This window comes from Pseudomonas koreensis (assembly GCF_025447595.1).
Taxonomy (GTDB): domain Bacteria; phylum Pseudomonadota; class Gammaproteobacteria; order Pseudomonadales; family Pseudomonadaceae; genus Aquipseudomonas; species Aquipseudomonas koreensis_H.
In genome coordinates this window covers 1-25,800 of the sequence record NZ_JAOEJU010000003.1, presented here as the reverse complement: position 1 = coordinate 25,800, position 25,800 = coordinate 1, and the positions used below count along the sequence as shown (strand labels likewise).

The 25,800-nt window shown below is 60.6% G+C and carries 20 protein-coding genes and 1 riboswitch; of the genes, 10 read left to right on the top strand and 10 right to left on the bottom strand.

Going from position 1 to position 25,800, the window contains the following annotated elements:
• Positions 1-91 precede the first annotated feature (91 nt).
• The 5 genes from N8H71_RS05865 (at position 92) to N8H71_RS05845 (ending at position 8,483) form a co-directional block, all read left to right on the top strand.
• Positions 92-2,746: a TonB-dependent receptor gene (locus tag N8H71_RS05865; RefSeq protein WP_262193259.1), complete on the top strand. Its 2,655-nt coding sequence runs from the start codon at positions 92-94 to the stop codon at positions 2,744-2,746.
• A 228-nt stretch (positions 2,747-2,974) separates the two neighbouring features.
• Positions 2,975-4,825, top strand: a complete 1,851-nt coding sequence (locus N8H71_RS05860; RefSeq protein WP_262193258.1) for an extracellular solute-binding protein — start codon at positions 2,975-2,977, stop codon at positions 4,823-4,825.
• On the top strand, positions 4,812-5,876 hold the full coding sequence (locus N8H71_RS05855; RefSeq protein ID WP_085745481.1) for a microcin C ABC transporter permease YejB: 1,065 nt from the start codon (positions 4,812-4,814) through the stop codon (positions 5,874-5,876). The genes N8H71_RS05860 and N8H71_RS05855 overlap by 14 nt, the downstream gene beginning before the upstream one ends.
• Positions 5,876-6,898: an ABC transporter permease gene (locus N8H71_RS05850; RefSeq protein WP_262193257.1), complete on the top strand. Its 1,023-nt coding sequence runs from the start codon at positions 5,876-5,878 to the stop codon at positions 6,896-6,898. The genes N8H71_RS05855 and N8H71_RS05850 overlap by 1 nt, the downstream gene beginning before the upstream one ends.
• 1 nt (position 6,899) lies before the next feature.
• Complete coding sequence (locus N8H71_RS05845; RefSeq protein ID WP_262193256.1) at positions 6,900-8,483, top strand: ABC transporter ATP-binding protein; 1,584 nt, start codon at positions 6,900-6,902, stop codon at positions 8,481-8,483.
• Positions 8,484-8,535: 52 nt separating this feature from the next.
• On the opposite strand, the gene N8H71_RS05840 is transcribed toward N8H71_RS05845, so the two are convergent.
• Both N8H71_RS05840 and N8H71_RS05835 read right to left on the bottom strand, forming a co-directional pair.
• Positions 8,536-8,853, bottom strand: coding sequence for an SCP2 sterol-binding domain-containing protein (locus tag N8H71_RS05840; RefSeq protein WP_114883460.1), 318 nt, complete (start codon positions 8,851-8,853; stop codon positions 8,536-8,538).
• Between the two features lie 48 nt (positions 8,854-8,901).
• Positions 8,902-9,612 carry a histidine phosphatase family protein gene (locus tag N8H71_RS05835; protein ID WP_262193255.1) on the bottom strand — a complete coding sequence of 237 codons (711 nt, stop codon included), beginning with the start codon at positions 9,610-9,612 and terminating at the stop codon, positions 8,902-8,904.
• A 207-nt stretch (positions 9,613-9,819) separates the two neighbouring features.
• Between N8H71_RS05835 and sohB the strand changes: the two genes are divergently transcribed.
• Positions 9,820-10,842, top strand: coding sequence for a protease SohB (sohB, locus tag N8H71_RS05830; protein WP_262193254.1), 1,023 nt, complete (start codon positions 9,820-9,822; stop codon positions 10,840-10,842).
• A 62-nt stretch (positions 10,843-10,904) separates the two neighbouring features.
• Here sohB and N8H71_RS05825 read toward each other — a convergent pair whose 3' ends face one another.
• Both N8H71_RS05825 and N8H71_RS05820 read right to left on the bottom strand, forming a co-directional pair.
• On the bottom strand, positions 10,905-11,399 hold the full coding sequence (locus tag N8H71_RS05825; RefSeq protein ID WP_007959510.1) for a DUF934 domain-containing protein: 495 nt from the start codon (positions 11,397-11,399) through the stop codon (positions 10,905-10,907).
• On the bottom strand, positions 11,383-13,041 hold the full coding sequence (locus N8H71_RS05820; RefSeq protein ID WP_262193253.1) for a nitrite/sulfite reductase: 1,659 nt from the start codon (positions 13,039-13,041) through the stop codon (positions 11,383-11,385). The genes N8H71_RS05825 and N8H71_RS05820 overlap by 17 nt, the downstream gene beginning before the upstream one ends.
• 525 nt (positions 13,042-13,566) lie before the next feature.
• Between N8H71_RS05820 and N8H71_RS05815 the strand changes: the two genes are divergently transcribed.
• Positions 13,567-14,640, top strand: coding sequence for an ABC transporter substrate-binding protein (locus tag N8H71_RS05815; RefSeq protein WP_262193252.1), 1,074 nt, complete (start codon positions 13,567-13,569; stop codon positions 14,638-14,640).
• Between the two features lie 5 nt (positions 14,641-14,645).
• On the opposite strand, the gene N8H71_RS05810 is transcribed toward N8H71_RS05815, so the two are convergent.
• Positions 14,646-14,864 (bottom strand): DUF2970 domain-containing protein, encoded by a 219-nt coding sequence (locus tag N8H71_RS05810; protein ID WP_007959515.1) that lies wholly within the window; start codon positions 14,862-14,864, stop codon positions 14,646-14,648.
• Positions 14,865-15,042: 178 nt separating this feature from the next.
• The gene (gene metH / locus N8H71_RS05805) at positions 15,043-18,753 is read right to left on the bottom strand and encodes a methionine synthase (protein WP_262193251.1); all 3,711 of its coding nucleotides are present in this window, start codon (positions 18,751-18,753) and stop codon (positions 15,043-15,045) included.
• Between the two features lie 158 nt (positions 18,754-18,911).
• Between metH and N8H71_RS05800 the strand changes: the two genes are divergently transcribed.
• The 3 genes from N8H71_RS05800 (at position 18,912) to nfuA (ending at position 22,943) form a co-directional block, all read left to right on the top strand.
• Entirely contained in the window at positions 18,912-21,206 is a 2,295-nt protein-coding gene (locus N8H71_RS05800; protein WP_262193250.1) for a fatty acid cis/trans isomerase, read from the top strand.
• 59 nt (positions 21,207-21,265) lie between these two features.
• Complete coding sequence (locus tag N8H71_RS05795) at positions 21,266-22,267, top strand: acyltransferase family protein (protein ID WP_262193249.1); 1,002 nt, start codon at positions 21,266-21,268, stop codon at positions 22,265-22,267.
• A 91-nt stretch (positions 22,268-22,358) separates the two neighbouring features.
• Entirely contained in the window at positions 22,359-22,943 is a 585-nt protein-coding gene (nfuA, locus tag N8H71_RS05790; protein WP_007959519.1) for a Fe-S biogenesis protein NfuA, read from the top strand.
• A 143-nt stretch (positions 22,944-23,086) separates the two neighbouring features.
• Here the strand turns inward: nfuA and cobM are convergent, their stop codons facing one another.
• The 4 genes from cobM to N8H71_RS05770 form a co-directional block, all read right to left on the bottom strand.
• Positions 23,087-23,833 carry a precorrin-4 C(11)-methyltransferase gene (gene cobM / locus N8H71_RS05785; RefSeq protein ID WP_262193248.1) on the bottom strand — a complete coding sequence of 249 codons (747 nt, stop codon included), beginning with the start codon at positions 23,831-23,833 and terminating at the stop codon, positions 23,087-23,089.
• Positions 23,834-23,924: 91 nt separating this feature from the next.
• Entirely contained in the window at positions 23,925-24,338 is a 414-nt protein-coding gene (locus tag N8H71_RS05780) for a cobalamin biosynthesis protein (RefSeq protein ID WP_011334491.1), read from the bottom strand.
• The gene (locus N8H71_RS05775) at positions 24,335-25,036 is read right to left on the bottom strand and encodes a CbtA family protein (RefSeq protein WP_262193247.1); all 702 of its coding nucleotides are present in this window, start codon (positions 25,034-25,036) and stop codon (positions 24,335-24,337) included. The genes N8H71_RS05780 and N8H71_RS05775 overlap by 4 nt, the downstream gene beginning before the upstream one ends.
• Before the next feature lie 11 nt (positions 25,037-25,047).
• Positions 25,048-25,245: a CbtB domain-containing protein gene (locus tag N8H71_RS05770; protein ID WP_262193246.1), complete on the bottom strand. Its 198-nt coding sequence runs from the start codon at positions 25,243-25,245 to the stop codon at positions 25,048-25,050.
• A gap of 121 nt (positions 25,246-25,366) precedes the next feature.
• A riboswitch (cobalamin riboswitch) is annotated at positions 25,367-25,588 on the bottom strand.
• Positions 25,589-25,800 lie beyond the last annotated feature (212 nt).

Here is a 25,800-nt window from a genome sequence, read left to right as displayed (position 1 = left end):
CCTCAGCACCCAACGGTCTAAATCCCGCCCTATAAATCCCCAGCTGCCATCGCACATCCCTGCATAAACCAAAACGCAGGGATGGCTGTTCATGATCCATTTTTCACCCGTTAAATCCCCTTTGAGCCTGGCCTTGCTGCTGGCGATCAACACGTTGCCGGCCATCGCTGCCGACAGCACGGCAAACGAGCCGACTACCCAACTACAACGGGTGGAGGTCACCGGCACCGCGATTCGCCGGGTCGATGCCGAAACCGCCGTACCGGTCACCATCCTGCGGGTCGAGGAGTTGCAGAAGCAGGGCGTGACCACCACGGAAGAGCTGGTCAACCGCATCTCGGCCAACCAGTCTTCGGTGGGTTCCGGGCGCTCGGTGGGGTCGAGCAGTGGCGGGGCGTCTTACGCTGACCTGCGCGGGATTGGCCCGAACAAGACACTGGTGCTGCTCAACGGTCGGCGTCTGAGCAACAACGCGACCAATGCGATCAACGGCTCCGGCGTCGATCTCAACACCATCCCGTTCGCCGCTATCGACCGGGTGGAGGTGCTGCGCGATGGCGCCTCGGCGCTGTACGGTACCGATGCCATCGGCGGGGTGATCAACTTCATTACCAAGAACAGCCTCACCGAAGGCCAGATCAGCACCAGCTACGACACCCCGACCCATTCCGGTGGCGGTGAAAGCCGCAACTTCAGCGGCAGTTGGGGTTTTGGTGATTTACAGGACGATCGCTTCAACGTTTTCGGCGTGGTGAGCTACGACAAGCAGAATCGCCTGGCCGCCGACGATCGTGGTTACACCTATAACTACCAGCCGGGGCGCGGCCTGGATTACACCTCCGGCACGGCGTCGCCCGCCAACTGGAGCCAGGGCAGCAACGCCACCAACCCATCGGCCGGTTCCGGTTGCAATGCTCCGGGGCTGCTGTCGCGCAACGGCATCTGCCGCCAGAGCCTGTGGAATTACCTGGATCTGGTGCCGGAAACCGAGAAGACCTCGGCCTTCGCCAAGGCCACCGGCAAGCTGTCGGACGATCACAACGTCAGCCTCGAATACTTCTGGGCGCGCAACGAAAACCGGACGCAGATAGGGCCCGGTACTTTGATGGGCAATCAGGTCAACCCCGGCACCGCGTTCTATCCCGGTAACGGCATTACGCCCGGCCCGAACGGTTTTGCGCTGGACCCGACGCAACCGGTGGACGTGAACTGGCGTGAAACCGCCGTCGGTGCGCGTCAGCATGAAGATGACAACACCGGTCAGCGCCTGCTGTTGAGCTTCGACGGCACGCTGGTTGGGTGGGATTACAACCTCGGCGCTTCGTACAACCAGAACAAGGTGGTCAATACGATTCGCAGTGGTTACGTGAACGATCGGGCCGTCAGTCAAGGTATCGCCAACGGTGTGATCAACCCGTTCGGCCCACAGACGGCTGCCGGTTCGGCGTTGCTGGCAGCCAACGGAGTGGACGGCGATTACTCGACGGCCGTAGGCCGGGTCAAGGCGATCGACGGGCGGATCAGCCGCGAGATCGGCGACTGGTTCGGTGCCGGGCCGTCGGCGCTGGCCCTGGGCGGCGAATACCGCAAGGAGGACTTCCATCAGGATTTCGCCCAGTTCGCGGCTGATGTGCAGAGCCTGGGGGTGGACCCCAATGCCAGTGTCGCCGGGGATCGCAGCGTCTCGGCGCAGTACGCCGAGGTCAACGTGCCGGTGCTCGACAGCCTGGAACTGTCCGCCGCTGTGCGCCACGACAAGTACAGCGATTTCGGCAGTACCACCAACCCGAAATACTCGTTCCGCTTCCAGCCGTTCAAGGAACTGGTGGTGCGTGGCGCGTATAGCGAAGGTTTCCGCGCACCGTCGCTGTACGAGTTGTACAACCCGAACTTCACCTCGTTCACCGTGGCCAATTACAACGACCCGCGACTGTGTGCCGGTGGCAACCCGAGTAATGGCGGGATTGCCAACCGCGACTGCGCTCAGCAGTTCTATAACCGGACCGGCGGTAACCAGGACTTGAGCCCGGAAACTGCACGCAACGTCACCCTCGGTTTCGTTTACCAGCCATTCGATCGCCTGACCACCGGGCTGGATTTCTGGTGGATCGATATCGCCAACCAGATCGCCGAATTCCCCGAATCGGCAGTGTTCGAGAATCCGGAGCTGTACCCGGAGCGTTTGATCCGCAAGCCGGACGGCTCCATCGATCACATCGTCACCGGCCTGTCCAACCTCGGCAAGATCAAGACCAACGGCGTCGACGTGAGCTTCGACTATCGCCTGCCGAGCACGCCGTACGGTGAATTCGGTATCGGCCTGCAAGGCACTTACGTCACCCGTTACGACTATCAGCAGCAGCTCAAGGGCGACTACATCGACAAGCTCGGCGATTTTCGTGGTGGCGACTTTGCCTCGGCCGGCGCCGTGGCCCGCTGGCGTCACAGCCTGACTGGCAGCTGGAACTACGGCCCGCTCGGCGCGAGCCTGACCAACCGTTACACCAGCGGTTACCACGACTCGGATCGTGAGACTCACGATTACGTCGGTTCGTACAACGTCTGGGACGTGGCCGGCACCTACACCTGGCGCAAGACTCTGGCGGTGACCCTCGGGGTGAAAAACCTGTTTGATCGCGAGCCGCCATTCAGCAACCAGACCTACACGTTCCAGAGCGGCTATGACCCGAAATACGGCGACCCGTTTGGCCGCACGTTGTACACGCGGGTCAATTACAAGTTCTGAGAATGATCGGACGGGGTGGGTTTTAGTAACACATCGTTCTAACTCCCGCCCTATAAAAAGGCCCGGCCTGTTGCACATCACAGGTAGGCAGGGGGTGTGGTGACTGCTTTGGCCCCATCGCGAGCAAGCTCGCTCCCACACAGGTTCGTGGTGAACACAGATCCCCTGTGGGAGCGAGCTTGCTCGCGAAGAGGCCATTGGCGTCGCCCAATCATCAGGATTTTGCCAATGCGCTTTAGACTCATGCTTTTTGCCGCCTTAGTGTTGTCGAGCCCGCTCATTTTCGCCGCGCCCCAACACGCCCTCACGGTCTACGGCGAAGCCCCGAAATACGCCCCAGACTTCCAGCATCTGGCCTACGCCAACCCCGACGCGCCCAAGGGGGGAACCTTGCGCCGCTCTTCGCTGGAGAGCGGCCCGTTCGATCACCTGATTCCCTACGTCGACAAAGGCACCGGCGTTGCCGACATCGACGGCTGGCTCTATGCGCCGCTGGCCTATCGCAGCAAGGACGAGCCCTACAGCGTCTACGGTCTGGTCGCGCAACGGATGGAACTGGATTCGGACCGGCGCTGGCTGCGCTTTTACCTGAACCCCAAGGCTCGGTTCGAGGACGGCACGCCGATCACTGCCGAAGACGTGCGCTACACCTTCGAGCTGTTCACCACTCAGGGCAGCCTCAAGTATCGCCAGCAATTTCGCGATGTCGCGGAGGTGCAGGTCGAGTCGCCGACCCAGGTGCGTTTCGTGTTCAAGAACAACGAGAGCCGTACCTTGCCGCTGGATCTGGCGACGTTGCCGGTGCTGCCCGAGCATTGGTGGCGCACACGCAATTTCGCCGATGGCGCAGGCTTCGAGATTCCGCCGGGCAGTGGGCCTTACAAGATCAGCGCGGTGGACGCCGGACGCAGCGTGAAATTCCAGCGGATCAAGGACTGGTGGGCCAGGGATCTGCCAATCACTCGCGGGCTCTACAACTTCGATCAGTTGAGCGTGGAGTTCTTTGCCGACACCGACGTGTCGCGACAAGTGCTCAAGGCCGGCGGCTTCGATTACAACCGCGAGTTCTCCGCCACCAGTTACACCATCGGTTATGCCGGGGCGGCGCTGGAGCAGGGCAAGTTGCTGCGCGAACACCTCGCACCCGGTGCTGCGCAAGGCGCACAGGGGTTTGCGTTCAATCTGCAGAAACCGGTGTTTCAGGATCGTCGGGTCCGGCAGGCGATCGCCATGCTCTGGGATTTCGAATGGAGCAACCGGCAGATGATGCGCAGCATGTACCTGCGCCAGCGCAGCTTCTTTTCCCACAGTGCGTTGTCGGCCACCGAACCGCCAGATGCCGAAGAACTGCAAATCCTCGAACCGTGGCGCGGCAAGATTCCCGATGAAGTCTTCAACCAGGTATTCGAGGCGCCGCGCACTGACGGCAGCGGCAACATTCGTGCGCAGCAGTTGCAAGCGTTGAAATTGCTGGAGGCCGCTGGCTGGAAGCCCCGTGGCGATCAACTGGTGAATGCCGCCGGCGAGCCGTTGCAATTCACCTTTCTCAACGGCCAGAAGGGTTTCGAGCGTTTGCTGCTGCCGTTCAAGCGCAACCTGGCGCAGATCGGCATCGGTTTCGATATTCGTCAGGTCGACACCGCGCAATACACCAACCGCGTGCGCAGCCGCGACTACGACATGATCGTTGTCGGTTACCCGGTGAGTCAGGCGCCGGGGCGCGAGCTGTTCAACTATTTCGGCTCCGACGGCGCCGATGATCCTGGCTCCAACAACTATATGGTGCTGCGCGACCCGGCGGTGGATGCACTGCTTGAAGGCGTGGTCCAGGCCGACAATCGCGAGAGTCTCCTGCGCCACGCCCATGCTCTGGATCGGGTGTTGCAGTGGGGCTATTACTGGATTCCCAACTATTACCCGCCGGGGATTTCCACGGTCTGGTGGAACCGCTTCGGTCGCCCGGCAATTGCGCCGCTGTACGACGCCGGCCTCGACACCTGGTGGGAAATCAGTCCAACCGCGCTGACCTCGACGCAAATGCAGCAACAGCAAAAGGAGTACGCCCATGTGGGGTTATAGCCTGCGGCGCCTGCTGCTGATCGTGCCGACCTTGCTGGCGATTCTACTGGTGAACTTCGTGATCGTGCAGGCCGCGCCCGGTGGTCCGGTCGAGCAGGCCATCGCCCGATTGCAGGGGATTGGCGTCGGTGCGGCGGTGGGGGCCAGTCATGTCGAGAGCATTGGCGGCGAGTCCCGCGCGACCCGTGGCCTGGACCCGAAACTGGTGGCTGAGATCGAGCGCCAGTACGGCTTCGACAAAAGTGCCGGTGAGCGCTTGTGGCTGATGCTCAAGAGCTACGCACAACTGGACTTCGGCAAGAGCTTCTTCCGGGGGGCGTCGGTGACCGAGCTGATCTGGCAGAAACTGCCGGTGACCTTGTCGTTGGGATTGTGGGCGACGCTGATCACTTATCTGGTATCGATTCCGCTGGGCATCCGCAAGGCGGTGCATAACGGCTCGGCGTTCGATGTCTGGAGCAGCGCGGCGATCATCATTGGCTACGCGATGCCCGGGTTTCTGTTTGCTTTGCTGCTGATCGTGGTGTTTGCCGGCGGTACGGCGCTGGACTGGTTCCCGGTGCGCGGGCTGGTCTCGGACAACTTCGCCGAGCTGTCGCTGTGGGGCAAGGTCGCTGATTACTTCTGGCATCTGGTGTTGCCGGTCAGCGCATTGGTGATCGGCGGTTTTGCAACGCTGACGATCCTGACCAAGAACAGCTTCCTCAACGAGATCTCGCGGCTGTATGTGGTCACGGCACGGGCCAAGGGCCTGAGTGAACGGCAGGTGTTGTACGGGCACGTGTTTCGCAACGCCATGCTGTTGGTGGTTGCGGGACTGCCGCAGGCGCTGGTCACGGTTTTCTTCGGCGGATCGCTGCTGATCGAAGTGATCTTCTCCCTCGACGGTCTCGGCCGCCTGAGCTACGAAGCGGCGGTGTCGCGGGATTACCCGGTGGTGTTCGGTTCGTTGTTCATCTTCACCCTGTTCGGGCTCTTGATAAAACTGCTGGGCGACCTGTGCTACACGCTGGTCGATCCGCGCATCGACTTCACCGCGAGGACTGCCTGATGCCGACGCTTTCTCCAATCGGACAGCGCCGTTGGGCGCGGTTCAAGGCCCATCGACGCGGTTGGTGGTCGTTGTGGCTGTTTCTCGCGCTGTTCGGCCTGAGCCTGGGCGGCGAACTGGTCGCCAATGACAAACCATTGCTGGTGACGTATCAGGGCGAATGGTATTTCCCGGCGTTCAAGCGCTACACCGAGCAGGATTTTGGCGGTGAGCTGCCGTTCCAGCCTGACTACCGCAGCGCCCAGGTGCGTGAACTGATCGAGGGGCAGGGCGGGCGGATGTGGTTTGCGCCGATCCCGTTCGGCTACGACACGGCCAACTACGACCTCACCGAACCGGCCCCGAGCCCGCCCACCGTTGAAAACTGGCTGGGCACCGACGATCAGGCGCGGGATGTGCTGGCGCGGGTGATATTCGGCACGCGTGTGTCGCTGTTGTTCGCCCTGGCGTTGACGGCGGTGAGCGCGTTGATCGGCATCGCCGCCGGTGCCTTGCAGGGCTATTACGGCGGCTGGGTCGACTTGCTCGGCCAGCGTTTGCTGGAGGTCTGGTCGGGGCTGCCGGTGCTTTACCTGCTGATCATTCTGTCGGGCTTCGTCGAGCCGAACTTCTGGTGGTTGCTGGGGATCATGGCGCTGTTTTCCTGGCTGAGTCTGGTGGACGTGGTGCGCGCCGAGTTCCTGCGCAGTCGGGGGCTTGAGTACGTGAAAGCGGCGCGGGCGCTGGGTGTCGGCGATGCGCAGGTGATCGTGCGGCACATTCTGCCCAATGCCATGAATGCGACGTTGACGTACCTGCCGTTCATTCTGACCGGGGCGATTGCGACGTTGTCGGCGCTGGATTTTCTCGGCTTCGGCATGCCTGCCGGCAGTGCTTCGCTGGGTGAGTTGATCGGTCAGGGCAAGAACAATCTGCAAGCACCGTGGTTGGGGCTGACGGCATTTTTCGCCCTGGCACTGATTCTTTCTCTACTCGTATTCATCGGCGAAGCCTGCCGTGATGCCTTCGACCCCAGGACTTGACATGCGTGAACATCTGATCGAAATACGCGACCTGCGGGTGGCGTTCAAAGGGCAGGAAGTGGTGCACGGCATCGACCTCGATATTTGCCCGGGAGAGTGCCTGGCGCTGGTCGGTGAATCGGGTTCAGGCAAGTCGGTGACGGCCCACAGCATTCTGCAACTGCTGGACCCGAACATTACGCAGATCGACGGCAGCATCCGCTATGGCGGCGAAGAGTTGCTCGGTGTGCACGAGCGTTATTTGCGGCAACTGCGCGGCAACTGTATTGCGATGATTTTTCAGGAGCCGATGAGTTCTCTAAATCCGTTGCACAGCATCGAGCGGCAACTCGGCGAAAGCCTGGCGCTGCACAAGGGCCTGGCGGGCGCGGCGGCGCGCAAGCGGATTCTGGAACTGTTGGAACTGGTGGGCATTCAACGTCCGCGCGAGCGGCTGAAGGCGTATCCGCATCAGCTCTCCGGCGGGCAGCGGCAGCGGGTGATGATCGCCATGGCGCTGGCGTGCGAGCCGCAATTGCTGATCGCCGATGAGCCGACCACAGCCCTCGACGTCACGGTGCAGCGCAAGATTCTGTTGCTGCTCAAGGAACTGCAACAGCGACTGGGCATGGCGCTGCTGATCATCAGTCACGACTTGAATCTGGTGCGCAACATCGCCCAGCGGGTGGCGGTGATGCGCGCGGGCGAGATCGTTGAACAGGCGAGCTGCGAGCAATTGTTCCGCGCGCCGCAGCATCCCTACAGCATCGAATTGCTCAACGCCGAACCCGGTGGCGCGGCGCTGTGCCGTGATGCGGCGGCGGACCTGCTCGAGGTTCGCGATCTGAATGTACGTTTTCCACTGGGCGGCGGGTGGCTGCGGCCCAAGTCGTATCTGCACGCGGTCAATGGCATCGATCTGAACCTGCAACGGGGCAAGACTCTGGGCATCGTTGGTGAGTCCGGCTCGGGCAAGTCCACTCTGGGTCAGGCGATCCTGCGCCTGATCGACGCCGACGGTAGCATCCGCTTCAAGGGCGTGGCGCTGGAACAACTGAGCGGCCAACAATTGCGTCCGTTGCGCAAACGCCTGCAAGTGGTGTTTCAGGATCCGTTCGGCAGCCTCAGCCCGCGTTTGTGCGTGGAGCAGATCATTGCCGAAGGTTTGCAGGTGCACAGTGACTTGAATGCGCAGGCGCGCGAGCAGGCGGTGATCGATGTATTGAAGGAAGTCGGGCTCGATCCGGCGACGCGTCATCGCTATCCCCACGAGTTTTCCGGCGGGCAACGGCAACGCATCGCCATCGCTCGGGCACTGGTGCTCAAGCCGGATTTGATCCTGCTGGATGAGCCGACGTCGGCGCTGGATCGCACGGTGCAGAAACAGATCGTCGCGCTATTGCGTCGATTGCAGGAGGAGCACGGACTGACCTATCTGTTCATCAGTCATGACCTGGCAGTGGTGCGGGCACTGGCCCACGATCTGATCGTGATGAAGGATGGCGAGGTGGTGGAGCGTGGCGAAACGGCCGGGTTGTTCCATTCGGCTCGGCACCCGTATACGCGGGAGTTGCTGGCGGCGTCGTTTACCGGTACGAACGCCTGAAACGACAAATCCCGCCACAGGGGCGGGATTTGTTTGCAGACTGGCTGCGGTCTTAAGCCGGGAACAGCTCGGACAGTTTCATCGACAGCATCATGTCGCCTTCGACGCGCAGCTTGCCGCCCATGAAAGCCTGCATGCCATCGGTTTCGCCGGAAACGATGCCTTTCAGGGTTTCGCTGTCCAGCACCAGCGTGCAGTTGGCGTCAGCGTTTTCGCCTTCCTGGATGTCGCAGGTGCCGTCTTTGACGATCAGGGCGTATTGCTTGTCTTCGTCAGTGATGTTGAAACCGAAGACCAGATCCAGACCGGCAGCAGCGGCTGGGTTGAACTTGGCTTGCATTGCTTTTACGGCATCGGCTACGGAGGTCATGGTTCGATCCTTTTTGGTTGATTGCAGCAGGGTCACAGTAATCCGGACTCAGCGAAACGTGATGAGTTCCGGGGCCTTCAGCAGTTGCAGGTGTGCATGACTGTTGAAGGAAGCCAGAGCCACCTCGCGACCGCGGAACTTCAGCTGGTTGAGCGAGGTGTTGACGATTTGCCAGTTCAGTTCAAAGGCCTGCCGGGCAGGCATTTGAGTGATGAGGTGGAGCAGGGCGGTGATCGTGCCACCGGAGGTGAACACCGCGATTTTCTGTTTGTTGTCGGCCTGTTCGAGAATCCGCTGCAGCCCGGCCTGTACCCGTTCGACGAAACCCAGCCAGCTTTCCAGGCCCGGAGTGTCGTAGGTGCCGGCGAGCCAGCGTTCGATGATCAGAGCGAAGATGCGCTGGAACTCGCCACGATTCTGTGCGGCGTTGCGCAGGATCTCCAGCGCTTCGGGCTCTTCCGGCAACATGGCCGGGAGCAGGGCGCGGATCACGGCGTCGGCGTCGAATTCGTTGAAGGCCGAATCGGTTTCCAGAGTCGGCACTGGCAGGCCGACGGCGGCAAACTGTTCCAGCGCGCTGTTGGCCGTGTGTTGCTGGCGGCGCAGATCGCCCGACAGGCAGCGGTCGAAGCTGATTCCGAGTTCGGCGAGGTGACGGCCGAGGATTTCTGCCTGGCGTACACCGATCGGCGACAGGACGTCATAGTCGTCTGCACCGAAGGAGGCCTGGCCATGTCGAATCAAGTAGATGCTGCCCACGTCCGCGTCATCCCGGTACGTTGAAGGTTGTGGCGAGGTTATGGGGATGATGATGAGCTGTCAATGAAAAAACATACGCTTGTTTGAAATGCCCGTTACAGGGCTGTTTCCAGAGGTTTCACGGCTGGCCGGCGGGCCGGTGCATGGGTATGCTGGAGTCAATTCCCGCGCGCGTTTTGCGACGGCGCATCGTTTGAAGGAGTCCCCGTGGAGTTTTTTGTCGAATACGCCAGTTTTCTGGCCAAGACCGTGACCCTGGTTGTCGCCATTCTGGTGGTGTTGGCCAGCTTCGCTGCGTTGCGCAGCAAGGGCCGCCGCAAATCGGCCGGCCAGTTGCAGGTCAGCAAGCTCAACGATTTCTATAAAGGTCTGCGTGAGCGTCTGGAACAGACCCTGCTCGACAAGGATCAGCTCAAGGCCTTGCGCAAGACCGAGGCCAAATCTGAAAAAAAACAGAAGAAGAAACCCGACGCCAAGCCTCGGGTGTTCGTGCTGGACTTCGACGGCGACATCAAGGCCTCCGCTACCGAAAGCCTGCGTCACGAAATCACTGCGCTACTGACCCTGGCCACACCGAAGGACGAAGTGGTGCTGCGTCTGGAAAGCGGCGGCGGTATGGTTCACAGCTACGGTCTGGCTTCATCGCAACTGGCGCGTATCCGTGAAGCCGGCGTGCCGTTGACCGTGTGCATCGACAAGGTTGCGGCCAGCGGCGGCTACATGATGGCGTGCATCGGCGAGAAGATTATCAGTGCACCGTTTGCCATTCTTGGCTCCATCGGCGTCGTCGCGCAGTTGCCCAACGTTAACCGTTTGCTGAAAAAACACGACATCGATTTCGAGGTACTGACTGCCGGCGAATACAAGCGCACCCTGACCGTGTTCGGCGAAAACACCGAGAAGGGTCGGGAGAAGTTCCAGGAAGACCTGGATATTACCCATCAGTTGTTCAAGAACTTCGTTGCCCGCTATCGTCCGCAACTGGCCATTGACGACGTTGCCACGGGTGAGGTGTGGTTGGGCATCGCGGCGCTTGAAAAACAGTTGGTGGACGAACTGAAGACCAGTGATGAATACCTGGCCGATTGTGCCAAGCAGTCCGAGATCTATCACCTGCATTACGCGGAACGTAAAAGTCTGCAAGAGCGTATCGGCATGGCAGCCAGCGGTTCGGTGGATCGCGTGCTGTTGAGCTGGTGGAGCCGCTTGACCCAGCAACGGTTCTGGTAACACGGACATAAAAAACGCCGGTCAATGACCGGCGTTTTTGTGTGCGCAGTAAACCTGAAGGCTTATCGACGACGGAACAGCGGTAGCGGTTCGTCAGTGGCGGCCTGATAGGTCACCGAAAAGTCCTTGAGGCTCTCAAGAGCGTCGTACGGGTCTTTGTCGGCGCGCAGGGCGAAGGCATCGAAACCGCAACGGCGCATATAGAACAACTGATCGCGCAGTACGTCGCCAATCGCTCGCAGTTCGCCTTTGAAACCGTAACGGTCACGCAGCAGGCGGGCGTTGGAGTAGTTGCGGCCATCGGTGAACGCCGGGAAGTTCAGGGCAATCACCTGGAACTCATTCACGTCGTCACCGATTTCTTCGGCTTCTTCATCGGCGTCCAGCCACACACCCAGACCGCCATCGCGGGCCTTGAGCATACGTGCGTGTTCACGCCATAGCTGCAGCGGGACGATCAGGTCGTCGCAGTTGCTGATTTCGTCAATGTTGAAATCCTTGGGCAGCAGGTGCCAGGTTTCGTCGACGACCTCGTTGTTCTTAATGATTCGCTGCATAGACGCGTTCCTTGAAGAGGTCGATGCCAATACGCTGGTAGGTGTCGATGAAGCGCTCGTCTTCGGTGCGCTGTTCCACGTACACGTCGATCAATTTGGAGATCACATCCGGCATGTCTTCCTGAGCGAAAGACGGGCCGAGGATCTTGCCCAGGCTGGCGTCACGGCTGGCGCTGCCGCCGAGCGAGACCTGATAGAACTCCTCACCTTTTTTGTCCACGCCCAGAATGCCGATGTGGCCGACGTGGTGGTGACCGCAGGCGTTCATGCAACCGGAAATGTTCAGGTCCAGTTCACCGATGTCGAACAGGTAGTCCAGGTCGTCGAAACGGCGCTGGATCGATTCGGCGATCGGGATCGACTTGGCGTTGGCCAGCGAGCAGAAATCACCACCAGGGCAGCAGATGATGTCGGTCAGCAGGCCGATGTTCGGCGTGGCGAAGCCACCTTCACGCAGCTCGCCCCACAGGGTGAACAGCTGGCTCTGCTCGACGTCGGCCAGAATGATGTTCTGCTCGTGGGAGGTGCGCAGTTGACCGAAGCTGTAGCGGTCGGCCAGGTCGGCGACGGCGTCGAGTTGCTTGTCGGTGATGTCGCCCGGTGCAACACCGGTCGGCTTCAGGGACAGGGTCACGGCCACATAGCCCGGCTTCTTGTGCGCCAGGGTGTTGCGGGTACGCCAGCGGGCGAAGCCCGGATGTTCTTTGTCGAGGGCGGCCAGGTCGGCGGTCTGGTTTTCCAGCGCCTTGTAGTCCGGGTCGACGAAGTGTTTGGCCACGCGGTGCAGTTCGGCTTCGGTCAGGGTGGTCTGGCCGCCGCGCAGGTGCTCCATCTCCGCATCGACTTTCTGGGCGAAGACTTCGGGAGTCAGCGCCTTGACGAGGATCTTGATCCGCGCCTTGTATTTGTTGTCACGACGACCGTAGCGGTTGTAGACCCGCAGGATCGCATCGAGGTAGCTCAACAGATCCTGCCATGGCAGGAATTCGTTGATGAAGGCACCGACCACCGGGGTACGACCCAGACCACCGCCGACCAGCACGCGGAAACCGAGTTCGCCAGCAGCGTTGTGGACCGGCTCAAGGCCGATGTCGTGGACTTCGATGGCCGCACGGTCAGAGGTCGAACCGTTGACGGCGATCTTGAACTTGCGCGGCAAGTAAGCGAATTCCGGGTGGAAGGTCGTCCACTGACGGACGATTTCGCACCAAGGACGCGGGTCAATTAGCTCATCGAACGCAACACCGGCGAACTGGTCGGTGGTGACGTTGCGCAGGCAGTTGCCGCTGGTCTGGATCGCGTGCATCTGCACGGTGGCCAGTTCCGCGAGGATGTCCGGGATGTCTTCGACCGCCGGCCAGTTGAACTGCACGTTCTGCCGGGTACTGATGTGGGCGTAGCCCTTGTCGTAGTCACGGGCAATTTTTGCCATCATGCGCATCTGACGCGAAGTCAGTTGGCCGTAGGGCACAGCCACGCGCAGCATCGGCGCGAAACGCTGGATGTACAGGCCATTTTGCAGGCGCAGGGGGCGGAATTCTTCTTCGCTCAGCTCACCTGCCAGATAGCGTCGGGTCTGATCACGGAACTGCTTGACGCGGTCCTCGATGATCCGCTGATCGTACTCGTCGTATACGTACATATAAGTCCTGTTCTCAGGCTTTGGCCACTCGGAAAACGCTGCGTTTTCGCTTGCTGGAGTCCGATGGTTCCTCTGCAATTCTGCGCGCACGGCCGCGCACTCCCTAACGGAGCCGGGGCAATATACCCGTTTGCAGTTATGCGCAAAAGTGATGTTTGAGTATATGTAAAGAACCAAATCGCCTAACGAGAATGGCTGTCAACTATCCCGCATTTGTCGTGTGGGCAATCATCGTCTTAACTGTGGTCGAGTCTTTCTGCAATCACCGATAAAACCGACAAGAGGCGATGCAATGAGCAACCCGACCAAAGCAAGGAAAAGTGATAGCAGCGTCGATGCCTGGGCGATTCTGTTCCTGATCATTCTGGTTGTTGGAACAGCCGTGTTCTGGGTCAGTCATCAGTAAACGACACGTCCGGGCCCCGCTTGCGACGATTGTCGGACGAAAAACGGGATCAAGCGCCAATGGCCGATTGATAGGTGGCTATAATGCGCGGCCATTTTTCCCCTGGGCCCGGATGTTTCATGTTCAAGTTACTTCACATCAGTCTGTTGCTGTTCGGCGCGATTTTCGGATCGTGTGTGCGGGCAGAGTCCGTGCTGTTTTTGAATCCGGGTTCGACTGAGGAAGCGTTCTGGGTCAGTTACTCGCAATTCATGCAGGCCGCTGCCCGGGATCTGGGGATCGACTTGCGCATTCTCTATTCACAGCGCCAGCCCGAACTGACAGTCGCCCAGGCCCGATTGGCGTTGCAGGGGCCGGATCGTCCCGACTATCTGATGTTCGTCAACGAACAGTACGTCGCCCCGCAAATCTTGCGGCTGGCCAATGACAGCGGGGTAAAACTGTTCATGGTCAATTCCGCACTGACGCCCAATCAGCAGGCATTGGTGGTAGAGCGTGCGGACCGGATCGGCAGCCTGGTGCCGAACGACGAAGAGGGCGGTTATCTGATGATGAAGGAGCTGATCCGTCTGCATCCGCCTGTGGCACCCGGTAAAACGATCGATCTGCTGGCCTTCTCGGGCCTGAAGATCACGCCGTCGGCGCAACTGCGTGAAAAGGGCATGCAGCGGGCACTGGCCGAGCATCCTCAGGTGCGTTTGCGGCAACTGGTCTATGGTGGCTGGACGCAAAAACGCGCTTACGAGCAGGCGAAGCAGTTGCTGGTTCGTTACCCGGATGTGTCATTGGTATGGGCGGCCAACGACGAAATGGCGTTCGGTGCGATGCGTGCGGTTTCCGAGGCGGGCAAAGTGCCGGGCAAGGACGTGTTGTTCAGCGCTGTCAACACCTCGCACGAGGCCTTGCAGGCATTGGTCGACGGTCGGCTGAGCGCCTTGCTCGGTGGACACTTCACCCTCGGAGGCTGGGCGCTGGTCGAGCTGCACGATTATCAGCAGGGCGTCGATCTGAATCAGTACGGCGGTCGTGACCGACAGGTTGCGCTGCTGCAACTGATCGACAGGGATCAAGCCCGCCGAATGCTGGCCATGGGCGCGTCACCGGACTACGGCGTGCACTTTCGCAAGCTCTCGGCGAAGGGGCGTCCGGTGTCGTATCGCTATCCCTTCAATCTGCAGACACTGATGCGCTGAGCGGCTCAGACACCCGCCAGATGCACCACCAGTTGCACAATGCCGAACAGCGTCAAGGCAAACACCGCCGTGAACGCGATGCCCAGGAATATGAAATGGCTGGGCTTGCCGTGGGTGAAGTCCCTTGCCCGGTTCTTGCCGCTCTGCACCCCGAACGCCGCCGCCATGACACTGTGCAGCATCTGCCAGAAGGTCGGTGGCTTGTTGTCGACTGGATCGTCCATAAATCCCCCGTCTGCCGTGTGTGTCAGACAAGCATAGTCAACCATCTGGAGAACACCGCAAAACGAACTGTGGGAGCGAGCTTGCTCGCGATGGCGGCGCGTCATTCAACATTAATGCTGAATGATCGACCGTTTTCGCGAGCAAGCTCGCTCCCACAGGGTATTGCGTGAAGCTGGATCAGTTGTCGTAACCCAGATTCGGCGCCAGCCAGCGTTCGGTCAGGCTCAGCTCCTGGCCTTTGCGCGAGGTGTAGCTCTGCACCTGATCCTTGTCGACCTTGCCCACGGCAAAATACTGCGCCTGCGGATGGGCGAAGTACCAGCCGCTTACCGCTGCCGCCGGGAACATCGCGTAGTGCTCGGTCAGGAACACGCCGCTACGGCCGGCGCGCATTTCCTGGGCTTCAGGATCGAGCAGGGCGAACAGCGTGGCTTTTTCGGTGTGATCCGGGCACGCCGGGTAGCCCGGAGCGGGGCGGATGCCGGAATATTGCTCTTTGATCAGTGCTTCGTTGTCGAGGACTTCATCCTTGGCGTAACCCCAGTGCTCTTTACGCACCTGCTGGTGCAGCCACTCGGCGCAGGCCTCGGCCAGCCGGTCGGCCAGGGCCTTGACCATGATCGAGTTGTAGTCGTCGCCAGCGTCTTGATAAGCCTTGGCCACTTCTTCGGCGCCGATCCCGGCGGTGGTGATGAAACCACCGACATAGTCGGTCACTTCGCTGTCCTTCGGTGCGACGAAGTCGGCGAGGGAGAAGTTCGGCTTGCCGTCGGTCTTGATGATCTGCTGACGCAGGTGATGCAGGCGGGCCATTGGCTTGCCGTCATCGCCGTACAGCTCGATATCGTCATCGTGTACCTGATTGGCCGGCCAGAAGCCGAACACCGCACGGGCGCTGATCAGCTTCTGGTCGATCAGCTTGGTCAGCATCTCGCGGGCGTCCTTGTACAGCGAGGTCGCCGCTTCACCGACCACTTCGTCTTCGAGGATGCGCGGGAATTTGCCGGCCAGGTCCCAGGAGATAAAGAACGGCGTCCAGTCGATGTACTCGGCCAGCACGTTGAGGTCGATGTCGTCCAGCACACGGGTTCCGGTGAACGTCGGTTTGACCGGTGTGTAATTCGCCCAGTCGAACTGCGGTTTTTTCGCGATGGAAGCCGCGTAGCTCAGGCGTTCGGTACGGGCGCTGCGGTTGGCGGTGCGCTCGCGGACGTCGATGTACTCTTCGCGGGTCTTTTCGACAAAACCGGCCTTCAGTTCCTTGGACAGCAACTGCGTCGCCACGCCCACGGCGCGGGAGGCGTCGGTCACATAGACCACTGCGTCGTTGCTGTACTTCGGCTCGATCTTCACCGCCGTGTGCGCCTTGGAGGTGGTCGCGCCGCCGATCATCAATGGCAGGTGGAAGTCCTGGCGCTGCATCTCGCGGGCCACGTGGACCATTTCATCCAGCGACGGGGTGATCAGGCCGGAGAGGCCGATGATGTCGCATTTCTCTTCGCGGGCCACCTGCAGGATCTTCTCGGCCGGCACCATCACGCCGAGGTCGACGATGTCATAGCCGTTGCAACCCAGCACCACGCCGACGATGTTCTTGCCGATGTCGTGCACGTCGCCTTTTACGGTCGCCATCAGGATCTTGCCCTTGGCTTCCGGCTTGTCGCCTTTTTCCAGCTCGATGAACGGGATCAGGTGGGCCACGGCCTGCTTCATCACGCGGGCGGATTTCACCACCTGCGGCAGGAACATTTTGCCGGCGCCGAACAGGTCGCCGACGATGTTCATGCCCGACATCAGCGGGCCTTCGATCACTTCGATCGGGCGCGCGAACGACTGGCGGGATTCTTCGGTGTCTTCGACGATGTGGGTGGTGATGCCCTTGACCAGCGCGTGTTCCAGACGCTTGTTGACGTCCCAGCTGCGCCATTCTTCGGTCTCGGCTTCCTTGACGCTGCCGTCGCCCTTGTACTTGTCGGCGATGGCGAGGAGGGCGTCGGTGCCTTCCGGCGTGCGGTTGAGGATCACGTCTTCAACGGCGTCGCGCAGTTCCTGCGGGATCTGGTCGTAGATCTCCAGCTGACCGGCGTTGACGATGCCCATGGTCAGGCCGGCGCGGATTGCATACAGCAGGAACACCGAGTGGATCGCCTCGCGCACCGGGTTGTTGCCACGGAACGAGAACGACACGTTGGACACGCCGCCGGAGCTCAGGGCATACGGCAGTTCGTCACGGATGTAGGCACAGGCGTTGATGAAGTCCACAGCGTAGTTGTTGTGTTCTTCGATACCGGTGGCCACAGCGAAGATGTTCGGGTCGAAGATGATGTCTTCCGGCGGGAAACCGACTTCGTTGACCAGAATGTCGTAGGAGCGTTTGCAGATTTCCTTCTTGCGCGCTTCGGTGTCGGCCTGGCCGGCTTCGTCGAACGCCATCACCACCACGGCGGCGCCGTAGCGCTTGCACAGTTTGGCGTGGTGGATGAACTGCTCGACGCCTTCTTTCATGCTGATCGAGTTGACGATGCCCTTGCCCTGGATGCACTTCAGGCCGGCTTCGATCACCTCCCATTTCGAGGAGTCGATCATGATCGGTACGCGGGAGATGTCCGGCTCGCCGGCAATCAGATTGAGGAAGGTCACCATGGCCTTCTTCGAATCGAGCATCCCTTCGTCCATGTTGATGTCGATCACCTGGGCGCCGGCTTCGACCTGTTGCAGGGCGACTTCCAGGGCCTCGGTGTAATTGTCTTCACGGATGAGGCGGGCGAATTTCGCGGAACCGGTGATGTTGGTCCGCTCGCCGACGTTGACGAACAGCGAGCTGCGATCGATGGTGAACGGTTCCAGACCCGACAGGCGGCAAGCCTTGGGAATGTCCGGAATCTGCCGTGGCGCATAGCCGGCGACGGCTTTGGCGATGGCTTCGATGTGACCCGGCGTGGTGCCGCAGCAACCGCCGACGATATTGAGGAAGCCGCTCTGGGCGAATTCTTCAATGACCTTGGCGGTGTCAACCGGCAGTTCGTCGTACTCGCCGAATTCGTTCGGCAGGCCGGCGTTCGGGTGCGCCGAAACATGAGTGCTGGCCTTGTCCGACAGCTCTTCGAGGTACGGACGCAGTTCGCGGGCACCGAGGGCGCAGTTCAGACCGACCGAAATCGGTTTGGCGTGGGCCACGGAGTTCCAGAACGCTTCGGTGGTCTGGCCCGACAGGGTCCGGCCGGAGGCGTCGGTGATGGTGCCGGAAATCATGATCGGCAACTCGAAGCCCAGTTCTTCGAACACGCCTTGCACGGCGAAGATCGCGGCTTTGGCGTTGAGGGTGTCGAAAATGGTTTCGATCAGGATCAGGTCGGCGCCGCCCTCGATCAGGCCTTTGGTGGCCTCCGTGTAGTTTTCCACCAGCTCATCGAAAGTGACGTTGCGATAGCCCGGGTTGTTGACGTCCGGCGACAGCGAACAGGTGCGACTCGTAGGACCGAGCACGCCAGCGACGAAGCGTGGCTTGTCAGGGTTCTCGGCGGTCTTGGCGTCGGCCACCTTGCGCGCCAGTCGTGCGCCTTCTACGTTGAGTTCGTAGGCCAGCTCTTCCATGCCGTAGTCGGCCATGGAAATGCGGGTGGCGTTGAAGGTGTTGGTTTCCAGGATGTCGGCACCGGCATCCAGATAGGCTTTTTCGATACCGCCGATAACATCAGGACGGGTGATGACCAACAGGTCGTTGTTGCCCTTGACGTCACTCGGCCAGTCAGCGAAGCGTTTGCCGCGATAATCCTGCTCTTCGAGCTTGTAGCTCTGGATCATCGTGCCCATGCCGCCGTCGAGAATCAGGATGCGCTCTTTGAGAGCTTGCTTGAGAGCTTGAAGACGGACGCTGCGATCGGACATTGGGACTACTCGAAAAAGACCATGACGAAGGAGCGGGATCATAACAAACCTGTGCGGATTTAGAGCATGTGGTGCTTTTGCATGAATATCGCTCATGTTGGAACGGGCGTCATAACGGTAGAATCGCGGCGTTTTTCTTCAGGATCAGGATCAGGGATATGTCGTACCGCGTCGTCAGCATGGTGTTGCTGTTTTTGAGCTTTGGCGCGGCGGCGCAAAGTCCTGCGATCTCGCCTTCAATTTCTTACACCCGCGACATCCAGCCGATCTTCACCGAGAAGTGCGTGGCTTGCCATGCGTGCTACGACTCTGCCTGCCAGTTGAACCTGGGCAGCGGCGAAGGCGCAGCCCGTGGTGCGAGTAAAATGCCGGTCTACGACGGTGACCGCACACAGGCAGCACCGACCACCCGGTTGTTCTATGACGCCTTCGGCAAACGCGCCTGGCAGCAGAAAGATTTCTATTCGGTGCTCGATGCCCAGGGCAGTCAGGCCGCCCTGATGGCACGCATGCTGGAGTTGGGGCACAAAACGCCGCTGACGCCCAACGCCAAACTGCCGGAAGACATTGTGCTGGGACTCAACCGCGAGAACCTGTGCGCGATGCCCGCCGAATTCGACGGCTATGCCGGCGCCCATCCGAAAGAGGGCATGCCGCTGGCCGTCACCGGCCTGACCGATCAGCAATACCAGACCTTGCAGCGCTGGCTCGCGTCAGGCGCTCCGATCGATGAGCAGGGGCTGGCGCCGAGCGCCAAAGAGGCGATGCAAATCGTCCAGTGGGAAAACCTGCTCAACCAGCCCGGTGCACGGGAGAGTCTGCTCGGGCGCTGGCTGTACGAGCACTGGTTCCTGGCACACATCTATTTCAAGGACGGCGAACCGGGGCATTACTTTCAGTGGGTGCGCTCGCGCACGCCGACCGGCCAGCCGATCGATCTGATCGCTACCCGCCGCCCGAACGACGATCCAGGCACTCAGGTGTATTACCGTTTGTGGCCGGTGCAGGGCGTGATCGTGCACAAAACCCACATCACCTATCCGCTGAGCGCGGCGAAGATGGCGCGGGTCAAAAGCCTGTTCTACAACGGCAACTGGCAGGTCAACGCGTTGCCGGGCTACGGGCCGCAGAGCCGGGCCAACCCGTTCGCGACCTTTGAGGCAATCCCGGCGCAGGCGCGCTATCAGTTCATGCTCGATAACGCCGAATACTTCGTGCGCACGTTCATTCGCGGCCCGGTGTGCCGTGGGCAGATTGCAACCGACGTGATCCGCGACAACTTCTGGGCGCTGTTCCAGGCTCCGGAGCACGACCTGTACATCACCGACCCGAACTATCGCGGCCAGGCCACGCCATTGCTGGCGATGCCGGGGCAGAACGACGACGTCGGCAGCGTCCTGAGCCTGTGGCACAACTACCGCAACAAGCGAAACAAATACGAAGCGCTGCGCCGTGACAGCTACGCCGATCTGCCGGCACCGAGCTGGTCGACCCTGTGGGCCGGCAATGACAACGCTTTGCTCAGCATCTTCCGCCACTTCGACAGCGCCTCGGTGACCAAAGGCCTGATTGGCGAAGTGCCGCAGACGATGTGGCTGTTCGACTATCCGCTGCTGGAGCGCACCTATTACCAGTTGGCGGTGAATTTCGATGTGTTCGGCAACGTTTCCCATCAGGCGCAAACGCGCTTGTATTTCGACCTGATCCGCAACGGCGCCGAACAGAACTTCTTGCGCCTGATGCCAGCCGATTCCCGCGAGGGTTACCTCGACGATTGGTACCAGAGCAGCGGCCAGTTCAAGATGTGGCTCGATTACGAAGCCATCGACGACGACAAGCCGACCGCGCTGAAACTCGACGAAAAGGACCCGAAACGCGATTTCGCCATGCAATTGCTGGCGCGCTACGGCGACCTCAATGCGCGGCCCGATCCGATCAACCGCTGCGAAGACGCCTATTGCTCGCGCCCGAACATCGACCCGGCGCTGCAAAACGCCGAACAGGCACTGAGCCGCCTGACTTCGCGCCCGGCGGCCGGCCTGAAAGTGATCGATCAATTGCCGGAGGCGACCATGCTTCGGGTCGAAACCCGCAGCGGCAAACGCGAGGTCTACAGCCTGCTGCGCAACCGTGCGCACAGCAACGTGGCGTTCCTGCTCGGTGAATCCCTGCGCTATCAGCCGGGCCTGGACACGTTGACGATCTATCCGGGCGTGCTCAGCAGCTACCCGAATTTCATGTTCAAAATCCCGGCGGATCAGGTGCCGGCGTTTGTCGATGCGATGGAAAGTGCAAAGGACGCGGCGCAGTTCGAGAAAATCGTCGAACGCTGGGGGATTCGTCGCAGTCATCCGCAGTTCTGGTTCTATTTCCATGACCTGAGCCAATACATCCACGAAACCGATCCGGTGGAAGAGGGCGTGCTGGATATGAACCGGTACGAGAATCTTTGATCGTTTGAGCGATGGCGGTTGTCCCAATCCTGTGAAGTACGGGATCGGGAGCGCCATCGATGTTGATTTCAGTGCAGGCCCTGCGAGCGCTCGCCGCGTGGGCGGTAGTCTGTCATCACTTCATGCAGATTTTCTTCGACTTCGAGGCGCGCGGACCGATAGGGCAGCTGTTCATCGACAAGGGCGCAGTGGGCGTCGATATCTTTTTCGTGATCAGCGGGCTGGTGATTTTCCTGTCGACCGAAGGCAAGGCGCTGCCGCCGGCGCGTTTTCTGCTGTATCGACTGTTTCGGATTGTCCCGGCGTATTGGCTCTATACGGTGCTGATGGCGTTGCTGGTGGTGTTCGCCCGGCCGTTGCTGCCGGACCAGGCGGTGGATTGGAGTCATTTGCTCCTGTCGTTGCTGTTTATCCCGACCGAAAACCCCGGCGGCTATGGGATCTATCCGACCCTGAATGTCGGCTGGACCCTGAATTACGAAATGTTGTTCTACGTGCTGTTCGCCTGGGCGCTGTTGTTCCGGCTGCAAGTGCGCTTGCTGGTGGTCGCGGCGCTGCTGTTTGCGGTGTGCCAGGCCTGGACCGGGTTTGGCTGGGTCAGCGAGTTTTATCGCTCGGACATCGTTTATGAATTCCTGCTGGGGATCGGCATCGGCATGCTTTACCGTCGGGGCTGGATCGGTCCGGCGCTCTGGCTGCCGTTACTGGGGGTCGGTGCGGCGTTGCTGGCGATCTATCATCTGCCGCCGGAACCCCGATTGCTGAATTGGGGCGTACCCAGTGCGGTACTGGTCATGGCGAGCATGGCGCTGGAGCGGTATGTCGAACGCAACAGGCTGCTAAAGCTGCTGGGCGACTGTTCCTACTCGGTGTATCTGATGCATGTGCTGGTGCTGTCGGCCGGCGGTTATCTGGCCCGACGCTATGGGATCAACCCGTATTTGATGTTTGTCGTCTGTGCGCTGGCCATCGCTATCGGTTCGTGGCTGAGCTACGAATGGGTGGAAAAACGCAGTTATCAATGGCTTAAAGCGCGGATTGACGGCGAACCTGGCGCCTAGCCGATTTGCGAACTATTCCTACGTAAATACTAGGACTTTGTGCCGCGCGCCGATTGGCGTAAACTCCGCCTCAAGCCTGCGAGGAGTCTCCATGACCGCTATTACCATTACCGACGCCGCCCATGATTACCTGGCCGATCTGCTGTCCAAGCAGAACACCCCGGGCATCGGCATCCGCGTTTTCATCACCCAGCCTGGCACCCAGTACGCCGAAACCTGCATTGCCTACTGCAAGCCGGGCGAAGAGAAACCTGAAGACACGGCGTTGGGGCTGAAAAGCTTCACCGCTTACATCGACTCGTTCAGCGAAGCGTTTCTCGATGATGCCGTCGTCGACTACGCCACCGACCGCATGGGCGGCCAGCTGACCATCAAGGCGCCAAACGCCAAAGTCCCGATGGTCAACGCCGACAGCCCGATCAACGAGCGCATCAACTACTACCTGCAAACCGAAATCAACCCGGGGCTGGCCAGCCACGGCGGTCAGGTCAGCCTGATCGATGTGGTTGAAGACGGCATTGCCGTGTTGCAGTTCGGCGGCGGTTGCCAGGGCTGCGGCCAGGCGGACGTGACCCTGAAGGAAGGCATCGAGCGCACCTTGCTCGAGCGTATTCCGGAGCTCAAGGGCGTTCGCGACGTGACCGACCACACGCAGAAAGAAAACGCCTACTACTAAGGTGTTCGCTGCGGCATGAAAAACGGCGCCCCGTGAGCGCCGTTTTTTTATGCCAGAAATTCAGCGCCCCTTATCGCGAGCAGGCTCGCTCCCACAGGGAAATGCGGTCTACTGTGGGAGCGAGCCTGCTCGCAATGGGGTTGTTATGGGCGGTAAAGATGTGCGTGCCCCGCGCGATACAGCGAAGACTCACTGAAATGATCGCTGCCCAACACCCGCCCAACCAGAATCAACGCCGTACGCCGAAACCCCTTGGCCGCCACCTTTGCGGCAATATCCTCCAACGTCCCGACCACCCAGTCCTGATCCGGCCACGTCGCCCGGTGAATCACCGCGATCGGGCAATCCGCGCCGTAATGCGGCAGCAGCTCGGCGAGGATTTTCTCCAGATGATTGACTCCCAGATGAATCGCCATGGTCGCCCCGTGCTGCGCCAGATTGCCGAGCTCTTCGCCGGCAGGCATCGCGGTTTTATCCGCATAACGGGTCAGAATCACGCTTTGCGAGACGTCCGGCAGGGTCAGCTCAGCGCCTAACAGCGCGGAGCACGCGGCGGTAGCGGTCACACCGGGAATGATCTCGAACGGAATACCCAGCTCGCGCAAATAACGAATCTGCTCGCCAATGGCGCCATACAGGCTCGGATCGCCCGAATGCACCCGAGCCACGTCCTGGCCCTTGGTGTGGGCGGTTTTGATCAGGTCGATGATCTGTTCCAGGTGCAGCTCGGCGCTGTTGATCACGGTTTGCGCGCAATGACCTTCCAGCACTGCCGTTGGCACCAACGAACCTGCGTAGATGATCACCGGGCAACTGCGGATCAGCCGCTGTCCTTTGACAGTGATCAATTCCGGGTCGCCGGGGCCGGCGCCGATGAAGTAAACGGTCATCGTTGGATCCTGTAGAAAAGGGGCAGGGCAGTGCTTCACAAGCGCTTCAGATGAAGAATGCTCATGATCGAAAGCGGGGATTATCGGGAATTTACGCGGCGCCGGCCAATGCCAGTGTCGCCTGAGCGTACTTTTGCCGGGAAATCAGCAGTTTTGCCGGGCCACTGATCAACTGCTCGGCGAGCGCCAGCGCGGCACTTTCCGCTACGCCGTAGCAGCCGGTGCGTTCGAAGGCGATCTGTGAATGGTGACTCAAACGTTGCTGATAACTGGCCAGTTCTTCGCTGCTGAAGTACAGCAACGGCAGCGCCAGTTGGGCGGCGAGTTCCTGCAAACCGGGCTCGTCGCGCTTGAGATCGATGCTGGCCAGCGCCTTGACCTTCTCAAGATCAATTCGATGCGCCTGCAACGCCTGATCAAGCAATGCGCGCAGCGTGCTGGCCGGGCAGCCGCGCTGGCAGCCCAGGCCGACCACGAAGGTCGGCGCTGCGCTGTCATCGGTCATGCGTGGTACTGACCTTCGCTTTTGCGGCGGAACAACCAGGCGCTGATCAGGCCCAGGGCCAGCCAGAACGCGACGTTGGTCAGCTGCGAAGCGATTTTGAACTGAGCTTCGAGGGCTTCCGGGGCGAGCATCGAATGCACTTCCGGTTGCGGCGCGCCGATCACGTGCGGCACGGCAAGGATCGCCACACCGAGGATCTTCATCAGCCAGCTACGGCTGAAGGCGATCAAGGCCAGGCCGACAGCGGTGGAGGCGGCGGTGCCGATCCACCACATCTGCCGCGAGGCCAGATCCGCGGCGGCAGTGCCCGGCAGCTCAGGTGGCAGGCCCATGGTCGGGGCGAGCACGAAGGTCGCATAACCAGCCAGGCCCCAGAGCAGGCCTTGCGAGGTTTTGGTCGGCGCACGCAGGGTGTACAGACCCGCCAGCATCAGGGCAAAACCCACGGCTACTACCAGATTGCCACTGGTGGTGGAAACCACACGCTGCCAGCCGTCTTCCGGCTCCCAGGCTTCGGCATCGTGGGTGTGGGCGGCGGTGCCGGCGGCGTGTTCGTGAACTTCGGCAACCGGTTCGGCTTTCTCGAAGGTCTCGGCCTGCAGAATCAGCGGCGAAACCCAGAAGCTTTGCAGCAACGTCAGGAGCAGGGCGGCCAGAAGGCCGGTGAAACCTGCGGTCTGCGCAATACGCTTGATCATGTCGTCAGGTCTCAGTGGCACGGGAACGCGGCGCTGTGGCGGGTATCGTGGGCGGCGTTGTGCACCGCTTCGATGTGCGAGAAGCCGGCGAAATACACGAGGCACGCACCGAGGATCGACGCGCAGACGGCGGCGGTCAGGCGTTGGCTCAGGGTGGTGGTGTTGGCGATCTTGTCCGAATTGCTGCCGGTGCTGCTGATGATCGACATGGCGCTTCCCTCTGGAGTGTCAGCGGGTGAATAGAGCGCATGAAAACCCCTGCGGCCGGGCACGCAGAGGTTCGAACAGCGCCCGCCCACCGCGGGTTTGTTATGTTCAGTGGCGCAAGATGCGCACTGTGTGTTGCGGGCCGGTCTCCGGGCTCACGAGGGGTTGGCGTCTGGCCGACCTGCAAGCGTCACCTTCCCATGCCCGTGGGCACAGTGGATCTGACGCTTCGCTCGCTTACCGTTGCGGGGGCAGCACCGGACTGACATGGCTTTAGAGTAAAGCACATGATTCACCGGTTTCCCGTTTCACCCTGTGAAGGGCACCCGTAACAAGTTGTGTAGGAGACCATGCGGGGGGGATTTGAGTCAATTGGGATTGGGATTGGGATTGGGGGCAGATCCGTTGCTGCGGTAACGGCTTCTTAGGGTTTCGCCCTTACGGCGAGTCACCTTTTCCAGACGCCGAAAAGGTAACCCAAAAGGCTTTACCCTGACGTACGGCCCTCGCTGTGGCTCGGGTTCCTTCGCTCCGGGATTGATCCGGGGGCATCGCCT